Origin of the sequence: Fortiea contorta PCC 7126 (genome assembly GCF_000332295.1) — a bacterium.
GTDB lineage: Bacteria > Cyanobacteriota > Cyanobacteriia > Cyanobacteriales > Nostocaceae > Fortiea > Fortiea contorta.
In genome coordinates this window covers 297503-311887 of sequence record NZ_KB235931.1, presented here as the reverse complement: position 1 = coordinate 311887, position 14385 = coordinate 297503, and the positions used below count along the sequence as shown (strand labels likewise).

Sequence of the window (14385 nt, the reverse complement as noted above, 5' to 3'; positions counted from 1 at the left end):
TATGAGTTATTTGTTTTCCAATACTGGATCTGTTTATCGCCCTTCATTTCAATCTACTAGTTATACTCCTATTTCTACGCCGTTAATTCCTAATCAGCCGATACCTGTGGTTAATCCTATTTCTCCTGCTCTGCCTTTGTTGCCGCAAAATTCATTTCAACTGATGGTTTAAAATTTATGAAAGGTAGGGATTGGTTGGTAACTGATGATGGTCAGTTACAGGTGTGTAAATCTGTGAGAGCTTGGGATTTATTACAAGAAAATTATCGCTTTTATCGGTTTTTGACTGAGGTGGAAAATGTGCTCAATCAAGCCGAATATCAATCAACTTGTTTGCCAGAAATTAGAATGTTGGTCAGGCGGTTAATTGTTAATTCTTACTGGGTGCGTAGTCGATATTTAGCACCTTGTCCGCAAACTGGAACTTCTGTTTTACTGCTGTATGATGAGTTGGGTTTTCCGTTAACGGTACAAACGGTAACATTTGCGCCAGGAACAATATCTACTATTCATAATCATGGAACTTGGGGAATAGTAGGTGTGCTTAAGGGACAGGAAAAAAACACTTTTTGGCGGCGGACTCACGCCCCAGAATCGCCAGATCAAATTGCCAATACAGGGGAAATTACCTTAGCTCCTGGAGATATTATCAGCTTTACTCCCGATGCTATCCATAGTGTAGAAGCAGTGGGGGAGGAACCTACGGTTACTTTTAATATTTATGGCGAAACTGACCCGAAGACAAGATTTGAGTTTGATATAGTTAGCCATGTGGCTAAAAAGTTTTAAATAATAAAATTGGCAAGATGCAGGTATCAATGTATTAAGCATTTTTCCAAAAGCAGTATGATTATGCGATAATAAAGGTCTATACAAACGTGATTGATATGAATACATCAACAGCGTTTCTCTGCGTGTATAGATGGTTAAATATATGAAAGGGAACAGGGAATAGGGAACAGGGAACAGGGAAAATAAGTCACCCACAATTTGAGTGGGGTTTCTAGCTCCCTTCGGAAACAGAGATTATTTCGCCCATAATTCCACTCGGCTTTAAACCTTTATTCTCTTTTTGTAAATAAATTAGACTTTGGTAACAAGTCTAGTAAGATTTCATTGCTAAATAGTACTTTGCTGCTTCAGTAATCTAACTAGGAGATGACTCAATGGCGAGAGTAATTTTCTATGAAAAACCAGGCTGTAAAGGTGGTACAAAGCAAAAAGTTTTGTTAACAGCGGCTGGTCATGAGGTGGTAGCTCAGAGTTTGCTAACGGAACCTTGGACAGTGGAAAATTTGCGGTTATTTTTTGGCGATCGCCCTGTGGCAGAATGGTTTAATCCCTCGGCTCCACGGATAAAATCTGGTGAGGTGGTTCCAGAGAAACTGGATGAAAAAACAGCCTTGTTGCTGATGGTTCAAGATCCACTATTGATTCGTCGTCCTTTATTACAAGTAGGCGATCGCCGCGATTTTGGCTTTGATGTCGCCAAAATTGATGCTTGGATTGGTTTAAAACCGATTGATGAATCCTTCCGAGAAATGGCTGAAAACCTCATGGGACAAGATTTACAAAATTGTGCCCACAATGGAAATCATCATCACCATCACGAAAAAGGTGGCTGTAAAGGACACCACCAAAAGGAAACTAGCAGTAGTCATTAGTTAAAGAATTAGCTCATCAGGCGATCGCACTACCTCAACATAGCTAGACACAGAGCGACTTGTCGTCAGATATCGCTTTTTCCATGTCGCAATACCAGAAAAGAGCAAGTATTTACGACTCCCAAACCAACAGAAGCGGTCTGAGTTGGAACCGGAGCGGTCTGAGTTGGAACCGTAGCGGTCTGAATTGGAACCGTAGCGGTCTAACTTGGAACCGGAGCGGTCTAACTTGGAACCGGAGCGGTCTAACTTGGAACCGGAGCGGTCTGAGTTGGAACCGTAGCGGTCTGAGTTGGAACCGTAGCGGTGTGAGTTGAAACCGGAGCGGTCTTGTACCATTTCACAAAATGCGTGATACGAATACAGCATATTTCAGGTAAATGAGATATGCAGGTAGGGGCACAACATTGTTGTGCCCTTACAATTATTTGTACCTCACCGACTTGCCATCTGCTGTAAATACCGGGAAATTACTGGAATCACCTAAAATTATCTGATAAAAATTGTAAATTACACTGAACCAAAAAGACATTTAATTAGGGCAAGCTAGCCTTGGAAGCATCTTAAAAAAATAAACTTATGGCGTTTAGAAAAAGAACATCCCGCGTTTTAGAAAAAGCTCATTTAAGATTTTCTGGACTCAAATCGATTCTGCCAGCAGTGAAATTTGATGAAGATTATAGCATGGAAAAATTGATAACTTCAATTGACCATTTACGTACAAAAATTGACGTTTATAATAGTGCTTTGTCTGTAGTTGATTCTTCTAGAACTGAAATTGAAGAAATAGAAAAAAACTTGAGCCAGCTTTGTGAAAAGATGCTGATGGCGGTTGCAATTAAGTACGGTAAAGACAGCCGCGAGTATGAAATGGCTGGTGGTGTTCGTAATAGCGACCGCATCCGCAAAATCAGAGCCGCCCGCTCAAAATCTGTTGCCGAAAAAGCACCAGAAGAGGATGTTAAAGCAGTCTAGAAACCTATAAGAGCCAGCGCCGTGCTTTGGTTCCCAAAGTTAAGGCGGCTGGCGTTGTGTTATGCCGACTTGGAGAAGGACTCTTTTGTGTAGGGTAAGAGTAATATGAAAATAACACCCAAAGAATGATCGTATATGCCCCAAGAGTTAGCTGACCAACCGACTATTATTCGTACAGAACGCGGACTGGCAATCGCAGGTACACGCATCACTTTATATCAGTTAATGGACTATATCCATAAAGGTTATGCACCCCATTTAATTCGCAATTATTTCTACATCACCGATGAGCAGTTTAATGCAGCAATGTCTTACATTGAAACCCATCGTGCTGAAGTAGAAGCAGAATATCAGAGCGTATTACAACAAGCCCAAGAAATTCGCCAGTATTGGGAAGAACGTAACAAAGAGCGTTTGGATTATGTTGCGACATTGACACCAAAACCGGAGTACAAAGCCGCTTGGGAAAAATTGCAAGCACGCAAAGCTAAACGTGCTGCACTCAGTCAATGATTTTTCTCATCGATCATAATATTGAAGGGCAAGCCCTAATGCTGTTTGGTAGCCTGACGACTGAAGGATGGCTCGATACTTTGTCTATTCGTTTTGTGTCCTTTGATGAAGTTCAATTACCAATAGAAAGCAGCGACCGCATAGTTTGGCGATTTGCCCAAGAAAGGCAGATGATTCTCTTGACAGCAAATCGTAGTATGAAGGGAGAAGATTCTTTAGAGCAGGTGATCCGAGAAGAAAGTCTGCCAACTTCCTTACCTGTAGTTACTATTGCAAATGTTGATCGTGTAGTTGAGCGAGACTATCGAGAGCAGTGTATTGAACGCCTGATAGAGATTGTGTTTTACATTGAGAATTACTTAGGCGTAAGTAGGCTATTTATCCCATAGTAGAAGTGTGTGTTCATAATTACATTACCACAATCGCCCAATTCCTTCCCATATTCAAATACCAATTATTTCCGCTTAAATTTAAAAGTCATCGCTCCTTTTCCTCCTGCTTTACCACCACCAATTCCAAATAAACTGATTTTTCCTTCGGCATTAATTTCTACTGACAGTTCCACCTCATCAAGCTGGAGCTTAGAATTGGGTTGGTCAGCTTCATCAAGCACCTCCCGCATAGCTTGCAGAAACCCCTGCATCTCTTGCTTGAGTTTAGTTACCTCTACTTTGCGTCTAGTAATTACTAATTCGCCTTTTTGTTGACTGAAAACTATTTCTTCAGTAGTTTGGATTTCGCCGAGTCGTCCTCCTATATCGCCACTGCTTCTGGCTCCAATACTTCTGGTTACACTATCTGTGATTGTTTCCTTGGTTGTACTTGAGCTTTCAGCAACTTCTTCAGTAATAATCCAGATGGCATTTGGGGTGGAATTTTCTACTGACATAAATTTAATTATTTAGATTATTCTTGATTTAACTAGTTTTTATCAAAGCTGTGGGCGATTATCAACCATTATTCAGTAGTAACACTTAAAATGGCAATAAGACGAGCATACCAATGCAAAAATGGCGAAAAATTGGGCAATAGCGATCGGCATTAATCAGTACAACAATCTTCAGCAGCTAAATTACGCCAAACTAGACGCCGAAGCTATGGGCGATTGGTTTAAAATCGAAGCCAAGTTTGATCAAGTTTTCCTCTTCACTGACGATTCTCCCGCAATCGCAACCAATCCACCAATTCCCACTCAGCCAACTTACGGTCACTTGCGGCGATTTTTACGAGCAAATTTTGAAACGCCACTATTAGCGCCAGGGGATAATCTCTGGTTTTTCTTTGCAGGTCATGGTCGTCGGGAAGCTGACCGGGACTATCTCATGCTCATCGATAGCGACCCAGGCGATGTAGAACATTCAGCAATCCCTGTTGAATATGTCACCCAAAGATTGCGCCGCAGTGGCGCTGATAATGTAGTCTTGTTTTTAGATGCTTGCCGCGATGAAGGTAGCAGATCGGGAATGGGTATTGGTGAAGAACATCAGGGAGTCGTCACCTTCTATTCTTGCAGTCCCCGTCAAAAGTCTTATGAAATTGAGCAGTTACAACACGGCTCATTCACTCAAGCGTTGTTAGAAGGGTTGAGGATTGCAGGTGCTGGGAACTGCGCCACAGTAGAAAGATTGGATAGATATTTACAATCAAGAGTACCCACAATTAATCAAAAGTACGGGAGAACTCCGCAATATCCCTACGTTACAGCCGAACCTGCGACAAAACTACACTTAATTTTGTTACCCGACTACTCGACGCTTCATGATATTAACCAACTGAAACTAGATGCTCGTGAAGCCGAAGATCAAGAAGATTGGGAATTAGCTAGACAGTTATGGCTGCGGGTGAATGTGGCTGCTAGGGGGTCAGATATCCAGGTGATGGCAGCATTTATCAGAATTGAAAAGCGCCAGGGACAGTCTTCACCATCCCCAATTCCTAAGCCTGTTATTTCACCGAGGGGAGAAAGGTCAGTAACTCCTGAAATACCAACATTTAGCTTTGATGTGGTGACGGTAGATAATAAAGGTCAGGAAGTTAAACGAGAAAAAGGTCAAGCTGAATATTTTACTGAAGACTTAGGCGATGGTGTCATTTTAGAAATGGTGGCGATTCCCAGTGGCAAATTTCTCATGGGTTCGCCATCAGGGGAAGGATATGATAGAGAAAAACCCCAGCATCAAGTAACTGTTGAATCATTCTTCATGGGTAAACATCCCGTCACTCAAGCCCAATGGAAAAGAGTAGCAACACTACCCAAAGTTAACCGTGACTTGAAACCCAATCCATCTAAATTTAAAGGAGACAACCGACCAGTAGAACAAGTCTCCTGGTGTGATGCAGTTGAGTTTTGCTCCCGTCTTTCAAAACATACAAATAACCAATATCGCCTACCTAGTGAAGCAGAATGGGAATACGCTTGTCGAGCAGGAACAACGACACCATTTCACTTTGGGGAGACAATGACAACTGAATTAGCAAATTACGATGGAAATTTTACTTATGCTTCTGAACCAAAGGGTAAGTATCGTCAACAGGCAACAAAAGTAGCAAGTTTTCCATCCAACGCCTTTGGATTATATGACATGCACGGGAATGTTTGGGAATGGTGTCAAGATACTTGGTATGACAGCTATGAAGGAGCGACAACAGATGGTAGTGCTTGGCTTAATGATAATAATAGCTCTGCCGTACTGCGGGGTGGTTCCTGGTTCAGCACTCCTAGGTACTGCCGTTCTGCGTCCCGCAGCAACAACTACCGCGTCAACCACCATGTCACTTTTGGTTTTCGTGTTGTCTGCGCTGCCGGGAGGACTTTTCAGTAGTCCTTTATGCTTTACCCCTTTTACCCTTTATGCTTGCTCTTTTTTCCTTTTAGAGTGTAGCAGAGCGGGGCGATCGCATTTTTTTAACGTCGCCCAGCTACTTACGGCAATGGTTGATATTAAAATGAGACAGCCTAGCAATGCTTTTATAAGAGGGAAAATGAGTCAGTCAGCAATCATTACCGCATCACCAGATGTGATGAGTGGTACGCCAGTCTTCGCTGGAACGCGAGTACCTGTGCAAACCCTGCTGGATTATTTGAAGGCGGGAGAGTCGATTGATGATTTCCTAGAAGGATTTCCGACAGTTAAGCGAGAACAGGTGATAGCTTTTCTCGAAGCCGCACAAGCGCAAAAACCAAGCATTACACGGGTAGGGGCACAACATGTTGTGCCCCTACAATAATCTCTACCACGCAAGCTGTCTAAAGGTTCTTCCCCTAGCGCGCCCCAGCGGTTTCTAATGTCAAATCTTGAAACATGAGGGTGCTGAGATAGCGTTCACCGAAGGAAGGCTGAATCATGACGATGAGTTTTCCGGCATTTTCCGGGCGTTTCGCCACTTGAATTGCAGCACACAAAGCAGCGCCGGAGGATATCCCAGATAATAATCCTTCTTCTTTTGCTAACCGCCTTCCATAAGCCATTGCTTGGTCGTCGCTGACGCGAATCACTTCATCAATTAATTCTAGACGGAGGACATCGGGGACGAATCCGGCGCCGATACCTTGAATTTTATGGGGCCCGGCTTCACCACCAGAGAGGACTGGACTGTTGCTGGGTTCAACGGCTATCACTTGCAAACTCGGCTTGCGGCTTTTGAGTACTTCGGCGACACCAGTAATTGTCCCACCAGTACCAACACCAGCAATTAAGATATCAATTTCCCCATCTGTATCTGCCCAAATTTCCTCGGCGGTGGTTTCTCGATGTATTTTGGGGTTGGCTGGGTTGCAGAATTGTTGTAGCATATATGCGTCGGCAGTTTCGGCTACGATTTGTTCAGCTTTGCGAATTGCACCCCGCATTCCTTCTGTACCCGGTGTTAGTTCCAAGGTTGCACCATAAGCTCTGAGCATGGCTCGTCTTTCTTGGCTCATGGTTTCGGGCATGGTTAAAATCAAACGGTAGCCACGAGCTGCTGCTACCATTGCTAAAGCGATTCCTGTGTTACCAGAAGTGGGTTCTACTAAAATGGTTTTCCCAGGCTCAATTAAACCTGCTGCTTCTGCTGAGAGTACCATACTTAGTCCAATCCGGTCTTTAACAGAGGCGGCTGGGTTGTGTCCTTCTAATTTGACAACTATTCTGGCGGTTACGTCCTCGGCTTGCGGAATTTTATTGAGTTGAACTAGGGGAGTTTTGCCAATAAGTTCTGTTACGTCTTTAGCAATTCTCATGAATTGGCTCCTAAAATTTGAAATTCAATGCGTTATCTATAACAATAAGCTTTTGAGTATTTAATTGAATGACTTGGTTTTGTGTAATATTGTGTTTTTTTTCAGTGCAATAATTTAAATTTTAAGTATTGTGACGAGATTGGTCTATTGTCGTCATTTAAAGGTTTGAGAGGTGAGGATTGTTGGTTGTGTTAAACTTTAACCTGATTTTCTAGGGTTTTTAGTTAGTGAGGAACAATATTTTATTTTGCCATATTTAATGGTTTTTTTGACTATTCTCAAGTAATCTTAGCAGCCAGAATGCCTTTGAGTACAACTTTAGGAGATAAGTTGAGAGGTAGAAACTCTTTTTCCTGAGCCAGTTGTCTGACTTTGAGGTTGAGTACAGTCTGCACTAGCACCCTACCTGATCAATGCTAGGACATTAGGCGAAAAATACTAGCACCTATACCCCAATTAATTTTATCAAGACTGGTGAGATGGCAGTTGTGGGCTTTGAGTACAACTTTAATAAATTTAATAATTCTGATCCAGTGAGGCTCAACTCTGAGCGAGAAGGGCGACTGATATAAAACTTATAGGATTTACGCAGAGATTCCCCTCTACCCCCCAAAGTTCCTAGGTGCAAGCTTAGTGAATTAGGGGGGACTTCTTAACTCCTCAAATAGGTGATTGTTATTGGTTATGTGTTTTCTATCTATGCAAATAAGTTAACAAATCAAATAGAATTCCTATATGTGAATTATTAAGATTACGATTTATTTGGCTATTTAAGTAACAGAAATATTTTTAAGTTTAAATATTCAGCCATTTAGCGTAATTATCAACCAAATTTCCTGACTGGGTGCATACTGCCTAGAAAAGGAGGACAGAGATGAAAGTCAAACTTTTAAAGATTCTCACAGTTTGTCTAGTGACTTTAGTTGTGCTTTCTCCAGTAATAGTAGTTTTTAATGTTGTGTGGGGAAAGCATATAGATTTAGTCAAAACACAAAGTTTAGCTTGTGATGTCGATCAAAACTGTGACATCAATGATGCTTTGACTACCCAGTTAAACAATCACAATTTTTCTCAAGAGGAAACTGGGTTGAGTAATTCTCTTCATACTCCAGAATCGCGCCAGTTGACTATCATTGAACAATATCAATTGGCAATTATTCTACAATCGTTTTTCTTACTGATTCCGATTTTTTTCGGCGTAGGAATTATTATTTACGATAGGTATCTGGTTTATCGGGCTGCGATTTTTCAAGAACAAGTAGAAATGTTAGAAAGACTTTGGCAACAAGGTATTGAGAAATAAGCTACTCAAGATTTCCTGATTTTCCATCAACTAAAACACTATGACAGACGAACGCCAACTTTTGTATTTTGATTTGATTGACCAACTCCTTAGATGTCCTAATGGTCAAGAACCAGAAGTTTTGGAATCACAACCTGAGTTAATTGATTCTGGTTTTGTTTATGCAATGCTGAAGGTGGCGACTGTTTTCGCTCATGAAGGTAATCAAGACGGTGCTCAGTTTTTGTTTTTTATTGCTCGTGAATTAGCAAAACAATTAGGATTGTATCCTGAACTGGAATCAGTTAATTCTGAGTCAGAAGTTGCGGATATTTCTGAGAAGGAGTAACAATGTTATTGACAGCAACTGACGCTGGGCAAATAGCGTTAGAGTTTCTCATGGCAGATTGGAATCTCTCAGAATATGATAGAGAGTGGTTCACAATCTTTAATTCTCGTCTGATTGGTGAGTGTTGGTACATTGTGGAACTGGGTGTCGCGGGATTTCCTGATCGGTGGTTTATTCAAGTTTATGATACGGGAGCCTGTGACCCAGATTATACTTTTATCTCGCCTATCCGTGGCTCAGATGGATATGTTGACCTCATTGATTTACCGCAAATTATTGCTGAAGTTTTGGTCTGTGAGCGCAATGCTAGATAAGTAGAGCAGCGATAATAATTTCAATTCAAAATTCAAAATTAAATCTATAAATTTTGAATTCAAAATTTTAACTATTTATGAGTTTGGAGGTCAACACTTAATTTTGTTGACCTTTTTTTTTGATGTTAATTAGTTTGAGTTTTTCTTTAAAAATAACATTCAATGTCAGCTTTAAATAACAAATATATGTTATATTAATATCGTGATTAACGCTACAAAAATATCAATTGCTATGATTGCTGAAGACATCCTAGCCAAAGAATTTGCCAGAGTCGTCAGTCACTATTACCCCAACATTGGAGAATTACTTGATGGGTGTTATGTGAAGGTGATCACCTGTTTTTGGGGACGACCGGCTAGACGTTTACAATATATAGGAATTTATTGCTCTGAAGAAATAATTCCTTATGTGCAAGCGAACAAAGAAGTATTGCGAGAAGTTGCAGATAATATGGGATTAATTCAGGTTGTCTGCATAAATGCTCGGCGATTATTACGAGATCCTATGTCGAAGCTCAAACAAAGTGAGCCGCGTTTATGGTTAGAATTACAATTGGTTGCAACATAGGAAAAGCCGGCGCTAATCATGAAAACAGGACTTTTCTGCAATTACGACAATTATTATCAAGATGCTCGTCGCGCGATGTTTGAACAAGTCACCTTGATTAAGCAAGCCGAGACTTTAGATTTTGCAGAAGCTTGGGTGAGTGAGCATCATTTTAGTGAGTCTAATCTCAGCCCTTCTATGTTGCTGTTGATAGCACATTTGGCGGGATTGACTTCGACTATCAAATTAGGAACTGCAGCAGTGTTGCTACCGTTTCATAACCCGATTAGGGTAGCGGAAGATATTGCCACGCTGGATAATCTCTGCAATGGTAGATTGTTATTAGGAGTGGCTAAAGGTGGGCCATTTCCCGAACAAAATAAGCATTTCGCCACGCCAATGGCTGAATCTCGTGGCAAGATGTTAGAAGCGATCGCTTTCATTCAAAAGCTGTTATATGAAACTGATGTGTCATTTAATGGGCAATATTATCAGTGCGATCGCCTGACAGTTTACCCCAAACCACTACAAAAATCTATTCCCGTTTATGTCGCTACAGGTGATGATCAAGGAATAGAATTCGCCGCCAAACATAATTTCGGTTTGATGGGGGGTCCGCCTTTTTCTCTAGAAAGATTGAGAAATACTGTCAATAAATATCGAGAAATTAATTCCAGTGGTGCAGAAAAGCTCGTACTAGCACGCTTCTTTTTTGTGGGGAGAACAGGTGATGAAGCTGTCAGCCAAGCATTACCTTTCATCCGCAAATTTAGCCTAAAAATGAAAGCCAATTCAGCAAAAGTTATGCAGAACAGTTCTCACAAGCAAAAACCATTTGATCGGACAAATATTTGCTTTGATGAAGACTATTTGCTGGAGAATTCAATTATTGGTGACGTGGTGACATGTCGGGACAAAATCAAAAAATTCCAGGATGAATTAAATATCGGCACATTAGCTCTCAAACCTTCATCTTTTGATGTGCAAAAAAACCTGGATAGTCTGACGCGCTATAACCAAGAGGTGCGGAATTATGTCTAAACTTCCCTTGCTTCCCCCAGATGATTTACCACCTGCAGAGGTGACAAAACTGGATGGAATGCTGCATTTAGAATTTGAACAATCCACAGGTAGATGCTTTTATCAAGCGTGCGATCGCATTACTCAAGCTTTGCTAGCTCGCTGTCAATGGTATCTTACAAATAATGGTACCACTTTGATGCTAATCATTGACTGTCCTGACGTAGTTTCTTATTGGCATATAGTTAGTAATATTCCCCAATTAGGAAATCGTTTAGAACGGTTTACTAGTCATGCTAAAATCAGAGTTTATCCGCCATTTGGTAAAGGAATGCCATTTGAAATTGGGGTGAATGAAATCTCAGCTTATCGAGATTGGTTGTAGTTTTTTACTGGTCTGTTTTATTCATGATAAAAAGTTCTTAGTCAGGGCTTTAGTCTTGACTACGAACTAACCTCACACAACCATTTATACCAACCATCTAAGCCAGTGCCGGTTGTAGCAGAAAGCTGAATAATTTTAATTTCTGGATTTACTTGTTGAGCATATTCTATGCACTTTTGCACATCAAATTGTACATAAGGTAGCAAATCAATTTTGGTGAGAATCATCATCTCACTAGCACGGAACATATGGGGATATTTTATCGGTTTATCTTCTCCTTCAGTCACAGAGAGAATCACCACTTTAGCGCGTTCACCCAAGTCAAATAAAGCTGGACAAACTAAATTCCCTACATTCTCAATCATCACCATTGAATCAAGAGGCGGGTTGAGTTGTTGTAAGCCCTTCGCTATCATTGATGCATCGAGATGACAGCCAGTTCCAGTATTAATTTGGACAACTTTACAGCCTGTAGCTTTGATTTTTTGAGCATCATTAGTTGTTTCTTGGTCGCCTTCAATAACGCTGATAGAAAATTGATGTTTTAAATCATTAATAGTCCGAGTTAAAAGAGTAGTTTTCCCGGCTCCAGGAGAACTCATTAAATTTAAAGCGAGAATATTTCTACCTTTAAACCAGCCCCGATTTTCTGCAGCTAATAGGTTATTTTTGGCTAATATATTTTGTTCTAAAGATATAGTAGTTTTATGTACTTTTGCATGAATGTGTGCAGCTTCATGATGATGGTCATCACTGTGAATATGAGTAATTACTGTCCCATCAGCTAAAGTGTGAGTATGATGATGATTATGTTCCACTACATCATCTTGTAGATTTGTAATTTTGCTTTTACCCTCATCAGAACAGCCGCAGGTTACACACATAATTCCTCTATCTCTATTTCTTTAATTTTTAGTTCTTCACCAGCGATTAAATCTAATTGCACGCTACCACAACTACAAACGCCAAAGGGTTTATCTAGAGCAATTTTTGCACCACATTGGCGACATTTTGCTAAACCGGGTATTTGTCTAATTTCTAATATCGCGTTTTCTAAAACTGTATTTTGTGTACAGATATCAAAACAAAATTGCACAGCTTCAGGTAGAATTGCGGAAAGTTGACCAATTTCTAATAGAACTCGCTTTACTTTCATTCCTTGAGCATGTTCTGTCACTATCGCCACAATATTTTGTGTAATTCCCAATTCGTGCATAAATTTATTTCGTCTTTTAAGGGCATAAAATATTGATGGATGGTTTAAATTCAAACACAAAAGAACGCAGTGAAAAGATATTGCGTAGGTTGGGTTGAGGCTTTGCGAAACCCAACTTATAATTATTCTATTGACAGTTAAAAATCAACAAATTCTGGGCAATTGCTCGCCCACTAACATATCAACAATCCGTTCAGTATTAAAAACAGTTTTTAACAACACAATACCGGGATATGAAGAAATAACTTCTCCCAGAATACAAGCATCTTTCCCCGTTGGATGAGATTTCATTGCTGATAAAATAGCGTCTGCATATTCACGCGGTGCTACTATTACTAGCTTACCTTCATTGGCTAAATATAAAGGGTCTAAACCCAAAATTTCACAGATTCCTTTGACTTCTTCTCGGATGGGTAGAGAATTTTCATCAATGCGAATTCCTACGCGAGAACTCACAGCAAATTCATTTAAAACTGTGGCTAAACCGCCGCGTGTCGCATCCCGCATGGCGTGGATTTCTGGACAGACTTTGAGGATATTTTCTACTAATTCATTTAACGGTTGACAGTCGCTTTCTATATCAGTTTCTAATGCTAATTCCCCGCGAGCGATTAAAATAGCAGCGCCATGATTGCCTATTTCACCGTTAATTATGACTACATCTTTTGGTTGAATATTGTGGGCTGAGATATTAATTTTATCTGGGATGATGCCAATACCTGCAGTGTTAATAAATAGTTTATCAGCAGCGCCACGATGTACAACTTTTGTGTCACCAGTGACGATTTGTACTCCTACTTTATTGGCTGCTATTTTCATACTTGTAGCGACACGTCGCAAGGTTTCTACGGGTAGTCCTTCTTCTAAAATGACGCTACACGAAAGGTATAGGGGTTTGGCACCACTAACGGCTAAGTCATTAATTGTACCGTTAACTGCTAGTTCTCCTATGTCGCTACCAGGAAAAAATAAGGGGTCTACAACATAGGAATCAGTGGTAAAAGCTAGTCTATTTCCGTGTTCTGCGAGACTAGCTAAATTAAAATTAGCTTGGTCTTCTAATTGGGCAAGAATGGGATTATCAAAGTTGCTGACAAAGATATCATCGATTAAATCGCGCATGGCTTTTCCACCGCTACCGTGGGCGAGGGTGATATGAGTATCTCGCACTTTACCTTGGCGCTGGCGACTTTGTTCAACTTTTTGTAAGAAGAGATTTTGTGTTGAGTTAGGGGGTGAATAATCCATATTTAAATTTGCGAAAATAAGTTAGGGTGTTGCTTCATTTTCATCTTTATGAAAAAGTAGATATGCACTACATCAACAGCAAAATACTTTCTTTTTTGCTATTTTTAAATTGAATAATTGTGTCAAAATTATCTCTCAAAATTTGAATAATATTTGATGTTGGGCTGTTGCTAATACGAAGATAAATAAACTTGGGTGGATAACCATACAGTAAACTGCGCTGGTGAAAGTCAGAATCTTTAGAAACTATTGCAAAATTATTCGCTTTCGCATATTCCCAGATAACTGCATCATCAGTATTTGTCATTCCTAAAGTTTTGACATGTTCAGAATGAGGATACAAATCTAAAATACTGTGAATAATTCTATCTGATAGGTTTTCATCTAATAGGAGTTTCACAGTGATGCCACAAATAACTTTTTCTCACGATCAGCTGCAAAAGCAAGACAAGCTTTGATGTCTTCTAATCTGAGTTCAGAAAAATCTTCCAGAATTTCTACTTCAGTCATACCACCTGCTAAATATTCTAAAATATCATACACCGTGATTCGCATTCCTCGAATACACGGCTTACCACTACGCTTTCCAGGCTCAATTGTAATGATGTGTTGATAGTCCATAAGATGACATGAGGTAGAAATATCTGTCT

Annotated in this window: 22 protein-coding genes; 14 read left to right on the top strand and 8 right to left on the bottom strand. The window is 40.3% G+C overall.

Annotated features, from left to right (window positions below; translation table 11 throughout):
• The first annotated feature begins 1 nt into the window (after position 1).
• From MIC7126_RS30905 to MIC7126_RS0125870, 3 genes are all read left to right on the top strand, one after another.
• Positions 2-172, top strand: coding sequence for a hypothetical protein (locus tag MIC7126_RS30905; RefSeq protein ID WP_154656034.1), 171 nt, complete (start codon positions 2-4; stop codon positions 170-172).
• A 5-nt stretch (positions 173-177) separates the two neighbouring features.
• Positions 178-789 carry a cysteine dioxygenase family protein gene (locus MIC7126_RS0125875; RefSeq protein ID WP_017656039.1) on the top strand — a complete coding sequence of 204 codons (612 nt, stop codon included), beginning with the start codon at positions 178-180 and terminating at the stop codon, positions 787-789.
• Between the two features lie 377 nt (positions 790-1166).
• Entirely contained in the window at positions 1167-1664 is a 498-nt protein-coding gene (locus MIC7126_RS0125870) for an ArsC/Spx/MgsR family protein (RefSeq protein ID WP_017656038.1), read from the top strand.
• Here MIC7126_RS0125870 and MIC7126_RS28405 read toward each other — a convergent pair whose 3' ends face one another.
• Positions 1665-2003, bottom strand: a complete 339-nt coding sequence (locus tag MIC7126_RS28405) for a hypothetical protein (RefSeq protein WP_017656037.1) — start codon at positions 2001-2003, stop codon at positions 1665-1667.
• Positions 2004-2243: 240 nt separating this feature from the next.
• Between MIC7126_RS28405 and MIC7126_RS0125860 the strand changes: the two genes are divergently transcribed.
• From MIC7126_RS0125860 to MIC7126_RS0125850, 3 genes are all read left to right on the top strand, one after another.
• A complete protein-coding gene (locus tag MIC7126_RS0125860) occupies positions 2244-2639 on the top strand; it encodes a hypothetical protein (protein WP_017656036.1) in 396 nt (131 codons plus the stop codon).
• Between the two features lie 135 nt (positions 2640-2774).
• A complete protein-coding gene (locus tag MIC7126_RS0125855) occupies positions 2775-3152 on the top strand; it encodes a DUF433 domain-containing protein (RefSeq protein ID WP_017656035.1) in 378 nt (125 codons plus the stop codon).
• On the top strand, positions 3149-3541 hold the full coding sequence (locus MIC7126_RS0125850) for a hypothetical protein (RefSeq protein WP_017656034.1): 393 nt from the start codon (positions 3149-3151) through the stop codon (positions 3539-3541). Before MIC7126_RS0125855 ends, MIC7126_RS0125850 begins: the two co-directional genes overlap by 4 nt.
• 65 nt (positions 3542-3606) lie before the next feature.
• Here the strand turns inward: MIC7126_RS0125850 and MIC7126_RS0125845 are convergent, their stop codons facing one another.
• On the bottom strand, positions 3607-4041 hold the full coding sequence (locus MIC7126_RS0125845) for a Pepco domain-containing protein (protein WP_017656033.1): 435 nt from the start codon (positions 4039-4041) through the stop codon (positions 3607-3609).
• Positions 4042-4162: 121 nt separating this feature from the next.
• Here MIC7126_RS0125845 and MIC7126_RS0125840 point away from each other — a divergent pair, with 121 nt between their 5' ends.
• Together MIC7126_RS0125840 and MIC7126_RS0125835 are read left to right on the top strand one after the other, a co-directional pair.
• Positions 4163-5974, top strand: coding sequence for an SUMF1/EgtB/PvdO family nonheme iron enzyme (locus tag MIC7126_RS0125840; protein ID WP_017656032.1), 1812 nt, complete (start codon positions 4163-4165; stop codon positions 5972-5974).
• A 160-nt stretch (positions 5975-6134) separates the two neighbouring features.
• The gene (locus tag MIC7126_RS0125835; protein WP_040630822.1) at positions 6135-6380 is read left to right on the top strand and encodes a DUF433 domain-containing protein; all 246 of its coding nucleotides are present in this window, start codon (positions 6135-6137) and stop codon (positions 6378-6380) included.
• Positions 6381-6414: 34 nt separating this feature from the next.
• On the opposite strand, the gene cysK is transcribed toward MIC7126_RS0125835, so the two are convergent.
• Positions 6415-7374: a cysteine synthase A gene (cysK, locus tag MIC7126_RS0125830; RefSeq protein WP_017656030.1), complete on the bottom strand. Its 960-nt coding sequence runs from the start codon at positions 7372-7374 to the stop codon at positions 6415-6417.
• An 874-nt stretch (positions 7375-8248) separates the two neighbouring features.
• Here cysK and MIC7126_RS0125820 point away from each other — a divergent pair.
• The 6 genes from MIC7126_RS0125820 (at position 8249) to MIC7126_RS0125795 (ending at position 11271) form a co-directional block, all read left to right on the top strand.
• Positions 8249-8677, top strand: coding sequence for a hypothetical protein (locus tag MIC7126_RS0125820; RefSeq protein WP_017656028.1), 429 nt, complete (start codon positions 8249-8251; stop codon positions 8675-8677).
• A gap of 40 nt (positions 8678-8717) precedes the next feature.
• The gene (locus tag MIC7126_RS0125815) at positions 8718-9005 is read left to right on the top strand and encodes a hypothetical protein (protein ID WP_017656027.1); all 288 of its coding nucleotides are present in this window, start codon (positions 8718-8720) and stop codon (positions 9003-9005) included.
• 2 nt (positions 9006-9007) lie between these two features.
• On the top strand, positions 9008-9319 hold the full coding sequence (locus MIC7126_RS0125810; protein ID WP_017656026.1) for a hypothetical protein: 312 nt from the start codon (positions 9008-9010) through the stop codon (positions 9317-9319).
• A gap of 232 nt (positions 9320-9551) precedes the next feature.
• Positions 9552-9887: a hypothetical protein gene (locus MIC7126_RS0125805; RefSeq protein ID WP_017656025.1), complete on the top strand. Its 336-nt coding sequence runs from the start codon at positions 9552-9554 to the stop codon at positions 9885-9887.
• Between the two features lie 18 nt (positions 9888-9905).
• A complete protein-coding gene (locus tag MIC7126_RS0125800) occupies positions 9906-10907 on the top strand; it encodes an LLM class flavin-dependent oxidoreductase (RefSeq protein WP_017656024.1) in 1002 nt (333 codons plus the stop codon).
• Complete coding sequence (locus tag MIC7126_RS0125795; protein WP_017656023.1) at positions 10900-11271, top strand: hypothetical protein; 372 nt, start codon at positions 10900-10902, stop codon at positions 11269-11271. Before MIC7126_RS0125800 ends, MIC7126_RS0125795 begins: the two co-directional genes overlap by 8 nt.
• A 59-nt stretch (positions 11272-11330) precedes the next feature.
• Here the strand turns inward: MIC7126_RS0125795 and hypB are convergent, their stop codons facing one another.
• The 5 genes from hypB to MIC7126_RS0125770 form a co-directional block, all read right to left on the bottom strand.
• Positions 11331-12155, bottom strand: coding sequence for a hydrogenase nickel incorporation protein HypB (hypB, locus tag MIC7126_RS0125790; RefSeq protein ID WP_017656022.1), 825 nt, complete (start codon positions 12153-12155; stop codon positions 11331-11333).
• Positions 12146-12487, bottom strand: a complete 342-nt coding sequence (gene hypA, locus MIC7126_RS0125785; protein ID WP_017656021.1) for a hydrogenase maturation nickel metallochaperone HypA — start codon at positions 12485-12487, stop codon at positions 12146-12148. The genes hypB and hypA overlap by 10 nt, the downstream gene beginning before the upstream one ends.
• Positions 12488-12631: 144 nt before the next feature.
• Positions 12632-13735: a hydrogenase expression/formation protein HypE gene (hypE, locus tag MIC7126_RS0125780; protein WP_017656020.1), complete on the bottom strand. Its 1104-nt coding sequence runs from the start codon at positions 13733-13735 to the stop codon at positions 12632-12634.
• A 67-nt stretch (positions 13736-13802) separates the two neighbouring features.
• Positions 13803-14135 carry a DUF5615 family PIN-like protein gene (locus tag MIC7126_RS0125775; RefSeq protein ID WP_017656019.1) on the bottom strand — a complete coding sequence of 111 codons (333 nt, stop codon included), beginning with the start codon at positions 14133-14135 and terminating at the stop codon, positions 13803-13805.
• The gene (locus tag MIC7126_RS0125770; RefSeq protein WP_017656018.1) at positions 14132-14356 is read right to left on the bottom strand and encodes a DUF433 domain-containing protein; all 225 of its coding nucleotides are present in this window, start codon (positions 14354-14356) and stop codon (positions 14132-14134) included. The genes MIC7126_RS0125775 and MIC7126_RS0125770 overlap by 4 nt, the downstream gene beginning before the upstream one ends.
• Between the last annotated feature and the right edge of the window lie 29 nt (positions 14357-14385).

What these genes read in the sequence shown, in the direction of transcription:
- MIC7126_RS0125870 (WP_017656038.1), top strand. Translation starts at nt 1,167, where the DNA reads ATGGCGAGAGTAATTTTCTATGAAAAACCAGGCTGTAAAGGTGGTACA.
- MIC7126_RS0125875 (WP_017656039.1), top strand. Translation starts at nt 178, where the DNA reads ATGAAAGGTAGGGATTGGTTGGTAACTGATGATGGTCAGTTACAGGTG.
- MIC7126_RS0125800 (WP_017656024.1), top strand. Translation starts at nt 9,906, where the DNA reads ATGAAAACAGGACTTTTCTGCAATTACGACAATTATTATCAAGATGCT.
- MIC7126_RS0125795 (WP_017656023.1), top strand. Translation starts at nt 10,900, where the DNA reads ATGTCTAAACTTCCCTTGCTTCCCCCAGATGATTTACCACCTGCAGAG.
- MIC7126_RS0125850 (WP_017656034.1), top strand. Translation starts at nt 3,149, where the DNA reads ATGATTTTTCTCATCGATCATAATATTGAAGGGCAAGCCCTAATGCTG.
- MIC7126_RS0125855 (WP_017656035.1), top strand. Translation starts at nt 2,775, where the DNA reads ATGCCCCAAGAGTTAGCTGACCAACCGACTATTATTCGTACAGAACGC.
- MIC7126_RS0125770 (WP_017656018.1), bottom strand. Translation starts at nt 14,356, where the DNA reads ATGGACTATCAACACATCATTACAATTGAGCCTGGAAAGCGTAGTGGT.
- MIC7126_RS0125815 (WP_017656027.1), top strand. Translation starts at nt 8,718, where the DNA reads ATGACAGACGAACGCCAACTTTTGTATTTTGATTTGATTGACCAACTC.
- MIC7126_RS0125820 (WP_017656028.1), top strand. Translation starts at nt 8,249, where the DNA reads ATGAAAGTCAAACTTTTAAAGATTCTCACAGTTTGTCTAGTGACTTTA.
- hypE (WP_017656020.1), bottom strand. Translation starts at nt 13,735, where the DNA reads ATGGATTATTCACCCCCTAACTCAACACAAAATCTCTTCTTACAAAAA.
- MIC7126_RS0125840 (WP_017656032.1), top strand. Translation starts at nt 4,163, where the DNA reads ATGGCGAAAAATTGGGCAATAGCGATCGGCATTAATCAGTACAACAAT.
- cysK (WP_017656030.1), bottom strand. Translation starts at nt 7,374, where the DNA reads ATGAGAATTGCTAAAGACGTAACAGAACTTATTGGCAAAACTCCCCTA.
- MIC7126_RS30905 (WP_154656034.1), top strand. Translation starts at nt 2, where the DNA reads ATGAGTTATTTGTTTTCCAATACTGGATCTGTTTATCGCCCTTCATTT.
- MIC7126_RS0125805 (WP_017656025.1), top strand. Translation starts at nt 9,552, where the DNA reads ATGATTGCTGAAGACATCCTAGCCAAAGAATTTGCCAGAGTCGTCAGT.
- MIC7126_RS28405 (WP_017656037.1), bottom strand. Translation starts at nt 2,003, where the DNA reads ATGGTACAAGACCGCTCCGGTTTCAACTCACACCGCTACGGTTCCAAC.
- MIC7126_RS0125845 (WP_017656033.1), bottom strand. Translation starts at nt 4,041, where the DNA reads ATGTCAGTAGAAAATTCCACCCCAAATGCCATCTGGATTATTACTGAA.
- hypB (WP_017656022.1), bottom strand. Translation starts at nt 12,155, where the DNA reads ATGTGTGTAACCTGCGGCTGTTCTGATGAGGGTAAAAGCAAAATTACA.
- MIC7126_RS0125860 (WP_017656036.1), top strand. Translation starts at nt 2,244, where the DNA reads ATGGCGTTTAGAAAAAGAACATCCCGCGTTTTAGAAAAAGCTCATTTA.
- MIC7126_RS0125810 (WP_017656026.1), top strand. Translation starts at nt 9,008, where the DNA reads ATGTTATTGACAGCAACTGACGCTGGGCAAATAGCGTTAGAGTTTCTC.
- MIC7126_RS0125835 (WP_040630822.1), top strand. Translation starts at nt 6,135, where the DNA reads ATGAGTCAGTCAGCAATCATTACCGCATCACCAGATGTGATGAGTGGT.
- hypA (WP_017656021.1), bottom strand. Translation starts at nt 12,487, where the DNA reads ATGCACGAATTGGGAATTACACAAAATATTGTGGCGATAGTGACAGAA.